This is a genomic window from Thiocystis violacea (assembly GCF_016583565.1).
Taxonomy (GTDB): domain Bacteria; phylum Pseudomonadota; class Gammaproteobacteria; order Chromatiales; family Chromatiaceae; genus Thiorhodococcus; species Thiorhodococcus violaceus_A.
Map to the genome: position 1 here is coordinate 53,448 of NZ_NRRF01000005.1, position 13,737 is coordinate 67,184.

General features: G+C 67.5%; 13 protein-coding genes. 9 read left to right on the forward strand and 4 right to left on the reverse strand.

From position 1 onward, the window contains the following. Positions 1–137: 137 nt before the first annotated feature. From CKO23_RS03290 to tcuB, 7 genes are all read left to right on the forward strand, one after another. Complete coding sequence (locus CKO23_RS03290) at positions 138–1,112, forward strand: TIGR01212 family radical SAM protein (protein ID WP_200328327.1); 975 nt, start codon at positions 138–140, stop codon at positions 1,110–1,112. Positions 1,113–1,133: 21 nt separating this feature from the next. Continuing rightward, positions 1,134–2,129: a ubiquinone anaerobic biosynthesis protein UbiU gene (gene ubiU, locus CKO23_RS03295; RefSeq protein WP_200328328.1), complete on the forward strand. Its 996-nt coding sequence runs from the start codon at positions 1,134–1,136 to the stop codon at positions 2,127–2,129. A 170-nt stretch (positions 2,130–2,299) separates the two neighbouring features. Then, positions 2,300–3,220 (forward strand): ubiquinone anaerobic biosynthesis protein UbiV, encoded by a 921-nt coding sequence (gene ubiV / locus CKO23_RS03300; protein WP_200328329.1) that lies wholly within the window; start codon positions 2,300–2,302, stop codon positions 3,218–3,220. Positions 3,221–3,365: 145 nt separating this feature from the next. Then, positions 3,366–5,240: a sensor histidine kinase gene (locus CKO23_RS03305; protein ID WP_346014556.1), complete on the forward strand. Its 1,875-nt coding sequence runs from the start codon at positions 3,366–3,368 to the stop codon at positions 5,238–5,240. After that, positions 5,237–6,631: a sigma-54-dependent transcriptional regulator gene (locus CKO23_RS03310; protein WP_200328330.1), complete on the forward strand. Its 1,395-nt coding sequence runs from the start codon at positions 5,237–5,239 to the stop codon at positions 6,629–6,631. The genes CKO23_RS03305 and CKO23_RS03310 overlap by 4 nt, the downstream gene beginning before the upstream one ends. A 191-nt stretch (positions 6,632–6,822) precedes the next feature. After that, the gene (gene tcuA / locus CKO23_RS03315; protein ID WP_200328331.1) at positions 6,823–8,247 is read left to right on the forward strand and encodes an FAD-dependent tricarballylate dehydrogenase TcuA; all 1,425 of its coding nucleotides are present in this window, start codon (positions 6,823–6,825) and stop codon (positions 8,245–8,247) included. Further along, entirely contained in the window at positions 8,234–9,337 is a 1,104-nt protein-coding gene (gene tcuB / locus CKO23_RS03320) for a tricarballylate utilization 4Fe-4S protein TcuB (protein ID WP_200328332.1), read from the forward strand. Before tcuA ends, tcuB begins: the two co-directional genes overlap by 14 nt. A gap of 139 nt (positions 9,338–9,476) precedes the next feature. Here tcuB and CKO23_RS03325 read toward each other — a convergent pair whose 3' ends face one another. After that, positions 9,477–10,415 carry an SAM-dependent methyltransferase gene (locus CKO23_RS03325; protein ID WP_200328333.1) on the reverse strand — a complete coding sequence of 313 codons (939 nt, stop codon included), beginning with the start codon at positions 10,413–10,415 and terminating at the stop codon, positions 9,477–9,479. A gap of 157 nt (positions 10,416–10,572) precedes the next feature. Here CKO23_RS03325 and CKO23_RS03330 point away from each other — a divergent pair, with 157 nt between their 5' ends. Beyond that, positions 10,573–11,121 (forward strand): cytochrome b, encoded by a 549-nt coding sequence (locus CKO23_RS03330; RefSeq protein ID WP_200328334.1) that lies wholly within the window; start codon positions 10,573–10,575, stop codon positions 11,119–11,121. A 93-nt stretch (positions 11,122–11,214) separates the two neighbouring features. Beyond that, a complete protein-coding gene (locus CKO23_RS03335) occupies positions 11,215–11,964 on the forward strand; it encodes a cobalt-precorrin-6A reductase (RefSeq protein ID WP_200328335.1) in 750 nt (249 codons plus the stop codon). Between the two features lie 87 nt (positions 11,965–12,051). Here the strand turns inward: CKO23_RS03335 and CKO23_RS03340 are convergent, their stop codons facing one another. From CKO23_RS03340 to CKO23_RS03350, 3 genes are all read right to left on the reverse strand, one after another. Beyond that, positions 12,052–12,510 (reverse strand): DUF2802 domain-containing protein, encoded by a 459-nt coding sequence (locus CKO23_RS03340; RefSeq protein WP_440870557.1) that lies wholly within the window; start codon positions 12,508–12,510, stop codon positions 12,052–12,054. 142 nt (positions 12,511–12,652) lie between these two features. After that, on the reverse strand, positions 12,653–13,054 hold the full coding sequence (locus CKO23_RS03345; protein WP_200328336.1) for a hypothetical protein: 402 nt from the start codon (positions 13,052–13,054) through the stop codon (positions 12,653–12,655). Between the two features lie 81 nt (positions 13,055–13,135). Continuing rightward, entirely contained in the window at positions 13,136–13,582 is a 447-nt protein-coding gene (locus CKO23_RS03350; protein WP_200328419.1) for a chemotaxis protein CheW, read from the reverse strand. Positions 13,583–13,737 lie beyond the last annotated feature (155 nt).

Below are 13,737 nucleotides of genomic sequence, written 5' to 3' on the forward strand. Positions count from 1 at the left end.
GGGGGCTCGCGTGCGCGACTCAGGCGCGCGGGTCTGGGCGGGAAATCTAACCAGACGCACGGCGGGCTGAGACTGATATACTTTGAAGTTGATCTTGATCATAGGGTTAATCCGCGACCCCGGTTATTTTTGTTCGAATGCCTGCCTCTCCCCTGCCCCATCGCGCGCTCAGTGATCGCGTCAACACCTTCGGTCAGTACCTGCTCAAGCGCTATGGCCAGCGGGTGCACAAGCTCGCCCTGAGCGCGGGCTTCACCTGCCCGAATCGCGACGGCTCCAAGGGACAGGGCGGCTGCACCTTCTGCAACAACGTGTCCTTCGGCCCCAACGCCAAGCGCTCACCGCAGATCGACCCTCAGCTGGAAGCAGGTCGCGGCGTGCTGGCCAAGCGCACGGGCGCCCGGCGCTTCATGGCCTACTTCCAGACCTATACCAACACCTACGACGATGTCGAGGTGCTGCGCGAGCGCTACGACAGCGCCCTGACGCATCCTGACGTGGTCGGACTCTCGGTCGGCACCCGGCCCGACTGCGTGCCCGAGGCCGTGCTGGATCTGCTGGCCAGCTATCGCACGCGCGGTAAGGAGGTCTGGCTCGAATTGGGGCTGCAATCCGCGGACGATGCCACCCTGGCCAAGGTCAATCGCGGCCACGGCTTCGCGGAATACAGGGCAGCGGTCACGGCGGCCCATCGGCGGGGCATCCAGGTCTGCACCCATTTCATCATCGGCCTGCCTGGCGAGGGGCGGGATGCGGCCTTGACCACGCTCGACCGTGTGCTGGAACTGGGCGTCGAAGGGCTCAAGCTCCATCCGCTGCATGTGGTGCGCCATACCCAGCTGGCCATCCAGTGGCGTCGCGGCGAGTACGAGCCGTTGAGCCTGGAGACCTACATCCAGATCTGTGCCGATCTGGTCGAGCGCACGCCACCCGGCGTCATCTACCACAGACTTACCGGCACGGCCTCGAAAGACATCCTGCTGGCGCCCGACTGGTGCAGCCAGAAGTGGGCCGTCCTCAACGGCATCGAGGCCGAGCTGTATCGCCGCGGCACCCGCCAGGGCGATAAGGCCAATACCACCTCTCATCACCAACGCGTCAAAACTGCGTAGCCCGCAGGAGATCGAAACACCATGGAGCTCGTTTGTCCCGCCGGCAATCTGCCGATGCTCAAGGCCGCCGTCGACAACGGCGCCAATGCCGTCTACATCGGCTTCCGCGACGACACCAATGCGCGCCACTTCGCCGGTCTGAACTTCAACGACAAGCAGATCGCCCAAGGCGTGCAGTACGCCCATGACCGCAAGGTCAAGGTCTTCGTCGCAATCAACACCTATGCCCAGCCCAACGGCTGGGAGCGCTGGACGGCCGCGGTCGACCGCGCCGCCGACTTCGGCGTCGACGCCATCATCCTGGCCGACATGGGCGTGCTGGACTACGCCGCCGAGCGCCATCCGAACGTGAACCTGCACCTCTCCGTGCAGGGCTCCGCCACCAATCCCTCGGCGATCGGCTTCATGCAGCGGCACTTCGGCATCAAGCGCGTCGTGGTGCCGCGCGTGCTCTCGCTCGCCCAGGTCGCGCACCTCATCGAGCAGACCTCCGTCCCGGTCGAGATCTTCGGCTTCGGCAGTCTCTGCGTCATGGTCGAGGGGCGCTGCCTGCTCTCCTCCTATGCCAGCGGACAATCGCCCAACACCTTCGGCGCCTGCTCGCCGGCCGCGCACGTGGAATGGCGCGATACCCCCGATGGTCAGGAGACCCGCCTCGGCGGCATCCTCATCGAGCGGCGCTCCCACGCGGAGGCCGCCGGCTACCCGACGCTCTGCAAGGGCCGCTACGAGGTCGACGGCGAGCTGCGCCACGCCATCGAGGAGCCGACCAGCCTCAACACCCTGGATATCCTGCCGCACATCCTCGGGGCCGGCGTCAGCGCCATCAAGATCGAGGGGCGCCAGCGCAGCACCCGCTACGTCTCTCAGGTCGCCAAGGTGTGGCGCGAGGCGATCGACCTCTGCAAGCGCAATCCGCAGGCCTTCCGGCCGAAGGAGAGCTGGCATCAGATCCTGGCGCAGGTCTCCGAGGGCGCGCAAACCACCATCGGACCCTACGAGCGGACCTGGCATTGATCTCATCGGGACCGCAAGGGCACAGAGGACGCCGAGCGCGTCGATGTCAGTCGTCGCGATGGTTGGCCTCATCATCAGGTGAAGCGCACCGCTCGACCGACTGATCCGCCTGCCTGCGTCCTCCCCGCGCCTGTGCGGCCCGCACGACCATTCACCTTCGAACCCACCCCATGGCACCCTTGAACACCACGACCCATCGCCCCCGTCTCTCACTCGGCCCCATCCTCTATCTCTGGCCCCGTGAACAGGTTCTCGACTTCTACGCCGAGCTGATCGAAACGCCGGTGGACATCGTCTATCTCGGCGAGACCATCTGCTCCAAACGCCGGCAGCTGCGCCCGGAGGATTATTGGGAGATCGCCGAGCGTGTGGTCGCCGCCGGCAAAGAGGCGGTCATCTCCACGCTCGCGCTCATCGAGTCGGACGGCGAGCTCAAGACGCTCAAGCGCATCTGCGACGACGCACGCTTCATGATCGAGGCCAACGACCTGGCCGCGCTCGACTTCCTCGAGGGCCGACCCTTCGTCACCGGCCACTCCATCAACATGTACAACCATCGCACCCTGGCGTTTCTCGCCAAACAGGGGCTCAAGCGTTGGGTGCTCCCCGTCGAGCTTGGCCGCGACACCGCCACCGAGCTGCTGAAGTCGCGTCCCGAGGGTGTCGAGTGCGAGCTGTTCGCCTTCGGACGCCTGCCGCTGGCCTACTCCGCGCGCTGCTTCACCGCCTACAACCGCGATCTGGGCAAGGACGACTGCCAGTTCTGCTGCGGCGACTACCCGGACGGCCTGGTGATCACCACCCAGGACGGCAAGGAGTTCCTCAACCTGAACGGCATCCAGACCCAGTCCGCCAACACCCACAACCTGCTCCCGGCCCTGGCCGAGGTCAGCGCCATGGGCGTCGACGTGCTCCGCATCAGCCCTCAGTCGGAGCACACCGCCGACATCGTCAAGGTGTTCGCCGACTGTCTCACCGGCGACCTCGAGCCCGGCGCGGGAACCGCCAGCTTGCGTGAGTGGGCGCCCTCGGGACTGTGCGACGGCTACTGGACGGGGGATTCCGGCTACAAGGCTGGGATGTCGGTCTAGCCGGCGATCCGGGCGCGCATGATCGCGGGCCTCGACCGAACGCCCGGCGCAGGGGGCGCTGGCCCGAGCAAGGCGCATCGCCGGGTGGACACCCGCAAGTCGCCTAAGCGGCCATGAACCGCGCCCGATCCGTCATCCGCCCCAGGTGTGCACCATCGCCCAAGCCGACTCTGAACGAGGGACCCGCTGGACGCGCGCCCTGCTCTGGACCAGCCTGCTCGCCGCGCTCGGCCTTGGGCTCTGGGGTCTGGCGACCTGGGCCTACCGAGACGGCGTGGCCCGTCTTGCCGATCAGGGCCGCACCGACCTCGATCTCTATGTCGCGCACCTCCACGGGCTGCTCGCCAAATATGAACCGCTGCCCGAGCTACTGGCGACCAATCCGCGCCTGAGCGACTTCCTGCGCGCCCCCGGCGGCCAGGCCAGCATCGAGGCGCTCAACCGCTATCTCGAAACCATCAACCGGATCAGCGATGCGGCGGATACCTATTTGATGGACGCCACGGGGCTGACCATCGCCGCCAGCAACTGGCACGCGGAGCGGCCCTTCGTCGGCCGCAACTTCAGCTTTCGACCCTATTTCCGCGACGCCATCGGCGGGCAGCTCGGCCGCTACTTCGCGCTCGGAACGACCTCCCGGCAGCGCGGCTACTACTTCGCCTATCCGGTGCGCGAAGGGGACGAGATCCTGGGCGCGGTCGTCGTCAAGATCGACATCGCCGAGGCCGAGCAGCGCTGGAGCAAGCCCGATCGCATCTTCCTGGTCACGGATCCCGATGGCGTGATCTTCGTCTCGACGCGCCCCGAGCAGCGCTTCCGCACCCTCTTTCCGGTCGACGCGGCGACCCGCGCGCGCATCCAGCGCAGCAACCGCTACCCAGAGGCCGAACTGGCCGCGCTGGACATGACCCTGGGCGCGGCGCTGCCGACCGGCCAACTGGTGCGCTTGAGCACCGGACGACGCTGGCCCGGGCGGCAGACCTATCTGCTGCAATCCCGCGCCATGCCGGCCGCCGGCTGGCAGGTTCACGCGCTGACCGACACCGGCGAGGCGCTCCGCGACAGTCTCCGGCTGACCATACTGGCCGCGGCCATGGTCGTCATGTCCGGCCTGATCGCCGCCCTGCTGCTGCAGCAACAACGCGGAAGACGGGCACACGCGGCACTCGCCGAGGCGGCTCGGGCGTCGCTGGAGCGCATCAACCTGCAGCTGGAGGAGCGCGTCGCCAGCCGCACCGCCGAACTGACGCGCAGCAACCGGCGCCTGCGCGACGAGATCGATGAACGGCTGCGCGCCGAACAGGCCCTGCGCGAGGCCCAACAGGCGCTGATCCAGTCGGCCAAGCTGGCAACGCTCGGGCAGATGTCCGCCGGCATCAATCACGAGCTGAACCAGCCGCTCTCGGCCATCCGTACCTATGCCGACAACGGTCGCCTGCTGCTGCGCCAGGGTCGCGCGCGGGAGGTCACGGACAATCTGGAGCAAATCCTCGCCCTCACCGACCGCATGGCCAAGATCGGCTCCCAGCTCAAACTCTTTGCGCGCAAGACCTCGGGCGAGCTGACCGACCTGCCCCTGGCACCCGTGATCGAGGGCGCCGCGCGCATTGCCGCGCCGCTGCTCGCCAAGAGCGACGGACACTTGGAGACCAGGGTTCCGGCGGACCTGCGCGTCCGCGCCAACGACGTCCTGCTCCAGCAGGTCCTGGTCAATCTCCTCGGCAATGCCTGCCAGGCCATCGCGGGCGGGCCGCAGCGCCGGATCCTGCTGTCCGCGGTTCGGCTGGAGGACATGATCGTCACCCGCGTTCAGGATACGGGTCCAGGCATCCCGCGCTCGGATCTCGACCTGATCTTCGAGCCCTTCTTCACCACCAAGGACGCGGGCGAGGGACTTGGGCTGGGCCTGGCGATCTCGGCGCGCATCGCCATCGAGATGGGCGGCGCGCTGAGGGTCGTGCCCTGCCCGAACGGCGCCTGCTTCGAGCTTCGTTTACCAGCGGCGGACATCCACGCATGAGCAATAGCCCCAAGGTCATCTTCGTCGATGACGAACCGCATATCCGCGCGGCCAACCAGCAGACACTGGAACTCGCCGGCCTGCGGGCGCAGGTCCTGGATCGCGCCGAGCCCGCGCTGCCGCTGCTGAGAAAGGACTGGCCAGGCGTGCTGATCACGGACATCCGGCTGCCGGGGATGGATGGCTTGGAGCTGCTGGAGAAGGCGCATGCCATCGACCCCGATTTGCCGGTCATTCTCATCACCGGCCACGGCGACATCAGCACCGCCGTCAACGCGATGCGCGCCGGCGCCTACGACTTCATCGAGAAGCCCTACCCCGCCGAGCGCCTGATCGACACGGTCCAGCGCGCCCTGGACAAACGCGCCCTGGTGATGGAGAACCGCAACCTGCGCGTCGAGCTCATGGCCAACACGGCGCTGGGTCCGCGCATCATCGGCCACAGCCCGGAGATGCGGCAGCTGCGCGCGACCATCGCCCAGATCGCGGACACGGGTGCCGACGCGCTCATCCTCGGCGAGACCGGCACCGGCAAGGAGCTGGTCGCGCGCTCCCTGCACGAGCACAGCCGGCGGCGCGATCGCAACTTCGTCGCCGTCAACTGCGGGGCCGTGCCCGAGAGCATGATCGAGAGCGAACTCTTCGGACACGAGTCCGGCGCCTTCACCGGCGCCAAGGGCCGGCGGATCGGCAAGTTCGAGCACGCCCATGGCGGCACCCTCTTCCTCGACGAGATCGAGAGCATGCCGACCTCCGCTCAGGTGCGCCTGCTGCGGGTGCTACAGGAGCGAGCGATCGAGCGACTTGGATCCAACCAGCTGATCCCACTGGATTTCCGCGTCGTCGCGGCCACCAAGGTCGACTTGCGCGATGCCGCCACCAGCGGCACCTTTCGCGAAGACCTCTACTACCGCCTCAATGTGGTCACCCTGCATATCCCGCCGTTGCGCGACCGCCGTGACGACATCCCCCTGCTCTTCCATCACTTCCTCCTCGTCGCCCAGGACCGCTTCCAGCGCGATGCGCCCTTCCCGGACCAGGGAGACATCACCCGGCTGCTGAGCCACGACTGGCCCGGCAATGTGCGCGAGCTGCGCAATCTCACCGAGCGCTACGTACTGCTCGGCGAGCAATATGGCTGGTCCCTCGACGGGCTCCAGAGCGGCACCCAATCCGACCAGCCGCGAACGCTGCCGGAGCAGGTCGAGTGCTTCGAGAAGAGCCTCATCGTCCAAGCGCTCGCCTCGACCAAGGGCAGCATCAAGGACACCATGAACATGCTGGGTGTCCCGCGAAAAACCCTCTACGACAAGATGCAGAAGCACGGTCTCGACAAGGACGACTACAAGGGGTCTGCCCGGGATCGGTGCGACGCCTCGTCAGTGATCTGAGAGATTGCGCCGCATTCGAACACGCCGAGGCACTCGAGGCTCGCCCCCTTGCGTCGCGATCGCTGACACTGCAAAGCAGTGTCCTGCGTACAGAAAGAGACAAGACAGAGTACCTCCAACCCTTTCAGATTCAGAGAAAACCCTGACACCTGAAAACTGACACCTGACACCTGACACCTGACACCTGAAACATGAACCACGCCCCACATCGCCTGTCCCCGCCAAACCCGTCCGCGACGGAGCCCGAGGTGCTGGTCATCGGCGGCGGGACGGCGGCCTTGTGCGCGGCTATCTCCGCACGTCGCGCCGGAGCCTCCGTCTGTCTGCTGGAGCAGGCACCCAAGGGGCTACGCGGCGGTAACACCCGCCATTCGCGCAACCTGCGCTTCATGCATCCGGGAACGACCCCGCTGGCGAGCGGCCCCTATCCGGTGGCCGAATTCCGGGCCGATCTGGACCGCGCAACGGGCGGGACCATGGACAGCACGCTGACACCATTGCTGATCCAGCACTCGGCCGATGTGCCGGACTGGCTGGAGGACGCCGGGGTGCGCTTTCAACCGACCGCGAGCGGCGTCCTCCCGGCGTCGCGCAAGACGGCCTTCCTGCTCGGCGGCGGCAAGTCGATGCTCAACGCGCTCTACGCCACGGCCGAAGGGATCGGTGTCGAGATCCAGTATGCGGCCGAGGTGCGAGACCTCATGATCCGGGAGGGTCGGCTGGAGCAGGTCCTGGTCGCCCAGGGCGAGCAGGTGCGTGCATGGCGGCCGCGCGCCGCCATCGCCTGCTGCGGCGGCGCCCAGGCGAACCGCGACTGGTTGCGCGCCCAGTGGGGCGAGGCCGCCGCGGGCTTCATCAACCGGGGCACGCCCTTCGCCGAGGGCCAGGTGCTGGGCTCCATGCTGCGCCAGGGTGCCCAGCCGGTCGGCGACCCGCACAGCGCCTATCTGGTCGCCGTGGATGCCCGCTCGCCGGCCGATGACGGCGGGATCGTCACCCGGGTTCGCTGCATGCCGGCGGGCATCGTGGTCGACAGGAACGGACGCCGCTCCCATGACGAGGGTGGAGACACGGCATCCACACGCTATGCGGTCTGGGGCCAGCGTCTCGCCGGCTACCCGGGGCAGATCGGCTATCTGATCCTGGACGCGCGCGGTATGCGGGAGGCGCCGCCGTCGCTCTATCCGCCGATCAGCGCGGACGGCATCACGACGCTCGCCGCCGCCTTGGCCATCGATCCAGTCGCGCTCAGGACGACCATCGCCCGCTACAACGCCGCCGTTCGTCCGGCCGACCAAGCCGACGACCCTGCCGGCTGGCACACCCTGGGGCTGGATCCGCCCAAGTCCCGCCAGGCCCTGCCACTGACCGAACCGCCCTTCGCGGCCTACCCCATGCGCCCGGGCATCACCTTCACCTACCATGGGGTGCGTGTCGATGCTCAGACCCGGGTGCGCCTCGGCGACGGCCTGGCGGTCGAGAATCTGTTCGCCGCGGGCATGATCATGGCGCCCAACATCATCGGCCGAGGCTATGTCTCGGGGCTGGCCATGACCATCGGGATCGTCTTCGGGCGTCTCGCTGGCGAGGAGGCGGCGCGCCGTGTCCAGGGATAAGACCCTCGCGGAGGCGCGTCGCGTGCTGGGCATCTGCAACGCCTGTGGCTACTGCAATGGTTTCTGTGATCTCTTCGAGGCCGCGAAACATCGACCGCGCCTGGCGGACGCGGACCTGGCGCATCTCGCGAATCTCTGCCACGCCTGCCGCAACTGCCTCTATGCCTGCCAATACGCCCCGCCGCACCCGTTCGGCGTCAACGTGCCGCGCGGCCTGGCCCGGATGCGCCAGCAAAGCTATGTCGACGGTGCCTGGCCCAGACCGCTGGCCGCCCTGCTGGAGCACAGCCTGCTCGCCGCGCTGCTGGTCGGACTTGGCGCGGTGGGACTCCTGGTCGGGCTGGTGCTGATGAGCGTGCCGGCCGAGGTGCTCTTCGCCCGGCAAACGGGCGCGGGTGCCTTCTACCGCATCCTGCCCTGGAGCGGCATGCTGGCCATCGGCGTGGTCCCGCTCGCCTGGTCGGGCCTGGCGATCGGGATCGGCCTGCGCCGCGCTTGGCGCGCCACGCGGACGGCGGCGGCACCTGTGACGCTGCGCGCACTGGGGATGGCGGTGCGCGACGTCCTCCTCTTGCGCAACCTCAGCGGCGGCGGGCCGGGCTGCAACGACCTCGATGAGCGGCTGTCCCACAAACGGCGCTGGCTGCATCAGACGATGGTGCTGGGCCTGCTGTCGAGCTTCGCCGCCACGGTCGTGGCCACCTATTACGACCATATCCTAGGTTGGGAGGCCCCCTACCCGCTGCTGAGCGTCCCCGTGGTGCTCGGGACCCTCGGCGGCCTAGGGATGTCGCTGGGGATCGCCGGGCTCCTCTGGCTGAAGTGGCGCGGGGACAGGGACCCCACGGCCCCCGAGGCCCGTCACGCCGATTATGCCCTGCTGGTCCTGCTGCTGTCGGTCGCCCTGACCGGCTTGGCACTGCTGGCGTGGCGCGACACGGCGGCCATGGGGCTGTTGCTCACGGTCCATCTCGGCGGCGTGCTCGCCTTCTTTCTGCTGCTGCCGTACAGCAAGCTGGTCCACGCCGGCTATCGCTTCATCGCCCTGCTGATCGAGGCCATGGAGCGGAATGAACGGCGGGACGGATGACGCGCGCGGCCTCCTGCCGCTGACCACTGGCCCAGGCATAACGGGCCAACGGCCATTCACCTCCACCAGCCAGGGTCCGGCCAGAACCGATGGATGCGCCAACCGTCAGCGCTCGGTCTCCAAGGGAAACCTCAGGGCATCACGCCGGCTTGACCGCGCTCGCCAGTACATAGTCCAGGCCGCCGTAGACGCCGCTGGCGTCGAAGCGCAGCGCGAACCGGGCGGCCAGCCGGGCGACGGGGTGGAGCCGCTCGACCGTTCTGGAATGCGCGCGCAGGTAGGCATGCAAGGGCGCATAGACCTGGTCGCGAATCGACACGACACGGATGTCCTCGAAACCGCGCAGCGCCAGCAGGGAATGATAGGTGGGCCGGGTATAGGCATTGGCCGGCGGGATCGCGAACTTGCTCGCCACCAGCCACCAGGACAGACGCTGCGTCAGCCGCGCCCAGCGACCGCCCGCCCTGGGCATCGGCAGGATGTCCGCCACGACCAGGCGCCCGCCGGGGCGCAGCACCCGCCAGGCCTCGCGGAAGAATGCCTCGCGGGTGTCGAAATGGAAGGCGCATTCGACCGCAACCACCCGGTCGACGGACGCGTCCTCGATCGGCATCTCGGTCGCCGAGCCCTGGCGCAGATCGATCCGCTCGGCCAGCCCCGCGTCTTCCACGCGCTGACGCGCCACGGCGACCTGAGACGCCGTCACATTGAGCCCGGTGATGCGCTCCGGACCGCGCCGGCGCATCCAGAGCATGTCCTGGTCGCCAAACCCATAGCCCACGTCCAGAACCTGATGGCCCGGCCCCATGTCCGCCGTGTCGGCCACCAGCATGGCCAGGGCCTCGCTGGCGGTGTCCAGGTTCTGGGCCCGCGGCCAGTATCCCAGATTGAGGTAGAGCCCTTGCTCGGTCGGTGATCGCGTGGACAGAAGGTCGTAGACCCCGACCACGCCGAGGCGTTGGAAAGGATTGAAGACCCAGTTGAGATATCCCAATGCGGTCTTGAGCCGCAGCGGATTAGCTTGAAGTTCGACGGTCACGAGAATCTGAGGTCCAGTCGCATAGGATTGAAGGTTCATGTGAGGCCGAGCGCCCGAGCCGCAAGACGCGCGCGCCAACGCGGCCGAGCAAATGCTGTCGAATTCGCACCGCCCGTATAAGATAGACAGGCGGTCCGGCCGCGGATCCACCCTTCCCGAGTACACCCATCCCAGCACCCATCACGAGGTAACCACCTTGACAACGAACCGCTATACCCTGCTTCAACGCCTGCTTCACTGGCTGATTGCACTCATCGTCTTCGGCCTGCTCTTCGCCGGCCTGGCCTTTTGGGCGCTCGGCTACGACGGTCTCAAGGGCCTGGTCGGCGAAGACACCACCAACACGCTCTTCATGGCCCACAAGAGTTTCGGCATCCTGCTCCTGCTGCTGACGCTTCTGCGCATCGTGCTGCGCGTTCGCACGCCCGCCCCGCCCTATGATCCGCCGCTCGGCGCGCTCGAGCGTCTGGTCGGCGGCGGCATCCATCTGCTGCTCTACGTCTTGCTGATCGGGTTGCCGATCGGGGGCTGGATCGCAACCGCCGCCTCCGGCTACCCCATTCAGTTCTTCGGCATGACCCTGCCCGGGCTCGTCGGCGAGAACAAGGAACTCGGGGAGATGCTCTTCTTCTACCACGGCCTCGGCGGCTTGATCGTCGCGGTTCTGGTCTTGATCCACATCGCGGCCGGCCTCAAGCACTGGCGCCTCAAGGACGGCATCATGACCCGGATCAGCCTGCCCTAGCGCGTCCCCGTGACACCGCGACGCGGTGTCACGGGCGCTTGCGCCGCACCTTCATGCTTGCACCATCGACTCCAATGACACCGCGATGACGCGATGACAACCAGCATCCTCCTGCTTGGCGGTACCACGGAGGCCTACGCCTTGGCCGAAAGCTTGGTCGCGGACACGCGGCTGCGGGTCATGAACTCACTGGCCGGACGGACGACCAATCCCCGGCTGCCGGCGGGCGAGACCCGCATCGGGGGCTTCGGCGGGATCGAGGGGCTTGCGGACTATCTGCGTCAGGAAGGCATCCGCGCGGTGATCGACGCCACCCACCCCTTCGCCTCCACCATGGGCTGGCACGCGGCCGAGGCCTGCCGATCGACGGATGTTCCGCTGCTCCGGCTGGAGCGCCCCGCCTGGGTGGCCGCGCCGGGCGATCATTGGGAGTCGGTCGAGGACTGGAGGGCCGCTGTCGAGGTGTTGGAGCGGAGCGGATCGCGACACGTCCTGCTCGCCGTCGGCCGCCAGGAGGTGGCCCCCTTCGCCAGTCTGGATGACATCCGCTTTCTCATCCGCGCCGTCACGCCGCCCGACCCCATGCCGCCCTTTCGATCGGCCGAACTCCTGCTCTCACGCGGCCCCTTCGATCTCGACAGCGAGCGCCGACTGCTCGACGCGCACCGGATCGACACCATCGTCTGCAAGAACAGCGGCGGCGAGGCGACCGCCGACAAGCTGGTCGCGGCGCGCGAGCGCGGCATCCGGGTCGTCATGCGCCAGCGTCCCCAGCGCCCCAGACTGCCGCTCGCGACCAGCGTCGCGCAGGCGCTGGCCTGGGTGGATGGCATTCGAGGCTAGCCGGCGACCAGGCGCCCGCGAGCGACCCTCTGATCTGTCGGCACCGGCGACCTCCGCGACCTGACACCCAGCAACCGGCGCGGCCCGTCAGTTGCGCTGCGGCGGTCCCGCGCCTTGGGCATGCAGGCTGAAGAGCAGATCGACCTCGGAGTGGGTCAAGGCGCAGAATTTCCGCACCTCCTCGCGGCTCTTGCCGTGACGAATCAATTCGATGGCATGGCTGTAGAGGCCTTCGTCGACGTCGCGCAGGCTCAGCTCGCTCTGGCGGTCTGAGAGACGTTCCAGGGCGCGCGTGACGGAGGACTGATGCTGGCCGTGCGTGATGACGTCCTCGGAGATGACCTTCATGGCGCCATGCAGCGCGAGGAGCGTGGTGCTCTGTCGTTGCTGGTCGCGTCTGATCTCGCGCACCTGCTGGCGCAGACTCCGGACCGCGCGCAGCGCCAGGATGGCCAGGGAGAGCGCCAGGATCAGCCCGAGGGCCAGAACGCCGACCAGGATCCAGAGCGGATCCATGTTCGACAGCTTCGACAGGATTTCGATCACGTTCTAGGGTGTCCGACTCGATAGGCGCCACGCCGAAACGAGACATCGGCACCGGCGACCCCGCGGATGGGCAAAGACCGCAGGATCAGCGCCGTTCCGCGCGCTCGACTGCACCATGGGCAGCGGCGTCGAACCGCGAAGCTCAGGCATAGTCGTCGATGATGCCCCTGCGCCGACCGGTCGTTGGCGCGGGCTCGCTCTGCGGATTCGGGGTCGGCCGCGAGCCGCGCGGATTGGCCGAACGCCGATCGTCGGCGCGGCGGTCACCGTCGCGGCGCTCGCGCCCCCTGCGATCGATCCGACGGCGATCATCGGAGAGACGAGCACCCTCACGGCGATCGTCCGAGCGGCGCTCGCCGGATCTGCGCTCCTTGCGGCGGCGCTCACCCGAACGGCGATCGTCGGAGCGGCGTTCTTCATCACGCTTTGCCTTGCGCAGAACCCAGGTTCTCTGCCGCTCCAAACCGCGCTCCTGCTCGTCGGCCGGCGCGCGCGAGGGCGTTTGGGCCTGAACCGGACGCAATGGCTTGATTGGCTCACTCATGGACTCCTCCTGGACCGTCCCGGTCCAGCTCTGTCAGATCGACGCAGGGCCGCTCGGAGTGGAGCCCGCCCCACGCCCGCCTCAGAGATCGCGGATGGCCGCCCACTCATCATCGGAGAGTAGCTTATTCAAATCGATCAGGATCGTCAGCCCCTCCTCCGTGCTGCTCACCCCGAGGATGAAGCGGCTCGTCTGATCGTTGCCCACCGCCGGTGCCGGGTCGACCGCGCTCGGCGCAATCTGCACCACCTCCGCGACGGCATCGACCAAGATGCCCACGTTCTGATGATCCACGTCGATGATGACGATCCTGGAGGCATCATCGGGCTCGCGCGAAGGCAGCGACATGCGTCTGCGGGCGTCGATCACGGTGACGACGTCGCCGCGCAGATTGATGATACCCAGGATGTAGTCCGGCACGCCGGGAACCGGCGCGATCTCGGTCATCTTGAGCACCTCCTGTACCTGCAGGACATCGATGGCGTAGGTCTCCTCCGCCAGGCTGAAGGTCACATAGGAGGATGACATCCCCTGCTGGGCATCTTTGGATTCTGGTGCGTTCACGTGGCTCCTCACCGATTTCAGTAGACATGGAAAGGGCGATCAGCCGCTCGCGAGCCAGCTTCAGCCTCGCACCGGGGCTGCGCCCCTGGCCCATCACCCGTCGCGCTTCAGCGGCTGAA

Excerpts from the sequence above, each read along its gene's own strand:
- CKO23_RS03310 (WP_200328330.1), top strand. The coding sequence starts at position 5,237 with ATGAGCAATAGCCCCAAGGTCATCTTCGTCGATGACGAACCGCATATC.
- CKO23_RS03325 (WP_200328333.1), bottom strand. The coding sequence starts at position 10,415 with ATGAACCTTCAATCCTATGCGACTGGACCTCAGATTCTCGTGACCGTC.
- CKO23_RS03350 (WP_200328419.1), bottom strand. The coding sequence starts at position 13,582 with ATGTCATCCTCCTATGTGACCTTCAGCCTGGCGGAGGAGACCTACGCC.
- ubiV (WP_200328329.1), top strand. The coding sequence starts at position 2,300 with ATGGCACCCTTGAACACCACGACCCATCGCCCCCGTCTCTCACTCGGC.
- CKO23_RS03345 (WP_200328336.1), bottom strand. The coding sequence starts at position 13,054 with ATGAGTGAGCCAATCAAGCCATTGCGTCCGGTTCAGGCCCAAACGCCC.
- CKO23_RS03290 (WP_200328327.1), top strand. The coding sequence starts at position 138 with ATGCCTGCCTCTCCCCTGCCCCATCGCGCGCTCAGTGATCGCGTCAAC.
- tcuA (WP_200328331.1), top strand. The coding sequence starts at position 6,823 with ATGAACCACGCCCCACATCGCCTGTCCCCGCCAAACCCGTCCGCGACG.
- ubiU (WP_200328328.1), top strand. The coding sequence starts at position 1,134 with ATGGAGCTCGTTTGTCCCGCCGGCAATCTGCCGATGCTCAAGGCCGCC.
- CKO23_RS03335 (WP_200328335.1), top strand. The coding sequence starts at position 11,215 with ATGACAACCAGCATCCTCCTGCTTGGCGGTACCACGGAGGCCTACGCC.